General features: G+C 65.3%; 1 protein-coding gene. It reads left to right on the forward strand.

The window, feature by feature from the left end; genetic code table 11:
• Positions 1-1232: adenine nucleotide alpha hydrolase family protein (locus K309_RS42755; RefSeq protein WP_029050497.1), on the forward strand; the 1232-nt coding region annotated here is incomplete at both ends.

Genomic DNA, 1232 nt, shown 5'->3' on the forward strand with positions numbered 1-1232 from the left:
GCAGCCCTCGCGCTGCACGCCGCCACGCTTCACCGCGCGGCTGGGGGCCATCCGCTGGTGGTCGTCACAACGAGCGATACGCTGGTGGAGTCGCCGGAGGTGACGGAGCACTATCGCTTCGAACTGGGCCGCATGCGTGCCTTCGGTAAGCGGCACGGCATTAAAGTGGTCACGCGTATCGTTCAACCCGCGATGGCGGCGACATTTCAGGTAAAGGTGCTGTCTGGCCGGGCGCTTCCCAGCTTCCCCGGCACGCATGGCGACTGCAGCACGGACCTCAAAGTTCTCCCGCAGCGCGCATTCCGGCGCACCCTTTTCCGGCAGCTGGCAGAGCAGGGGCATGCTGAACCGGTGACCTTGCTGGGGACCCGCTACGGGGAGAGCGCGCGACGCAACATCGCCATGCATCAGCGCCGCGAGTCGGCTGACGCGCCGGCGCGGAATCAGGACGGCGACCTGGTGCTGAGCCCGGTCTGCCATTGGCAGGATGACGATATCTGGGAGGGTATTGCGCTCTACGGCAGCGGTGCACGTCCCGGATATTCCGATTTCGATGACATGCGCCGTATCTACGCGCACGCCGTGGGCACTTCCTGCGCGGTGGTGGCCGATGCGATCCTGGCCGGCAACGGCTCGCGCCGACAGGGCAAATGCGGCGCACGGCTTGGCTGCCACGTCTGTCAGATGGCTGAGGACAAAAGCCTTGCCAACATGGTCGAGTATGACGAGCGCTATGCGTATGCGGCTGGCCTGCAGCGCCTAAACCGCTTCCTGCGTCATACCCGCTTCGACTGGCACCGCCGGCACTGGGTAGGGCGCACGATTCGCCGTGGCTTCATTAAGATCCAGCCGGACACCTACCACCCGGCCATGATTCGGGAGCTGGTCCGGTACATGCTGCAACTCGACTACGACGAGCAATGCCGGGCGGAACGAGCGGGAGAGAGGCCAAAGTTTGAGATCTTGCCGCTGGATCTACTTGTTGCCGTGGACGCGCTCCAGTCCCTCAATGGCCTGGCCCGGCCTTTCGCGGCGTGGGCGGACTGGCGGGACATCCGCATGCGGGGCATCCGGTACGATATTCCGAACTTGCCGCTGGTCAGCCAGACAGCGGTGCCAGAGGCGCGCTTCCTGTATGTGGGCGAGGAATGGGACGACACCGCCGCCGCCTCGGAGTGGACCGGCCTGCGCGACCCGTATCTGGAAAGCTTCACCGCGGATTCGGCATGCGG

The organism is Cupriavidus phytohabitans, from assembly GCF_000426345.1.
In the GTDB taxonomy this organism is placed as follows: Bacteria; Pseudomonadota; Gammaproteobacteria; order Burkholderiales; family Burkholderiaceae; genus Cupriavidus.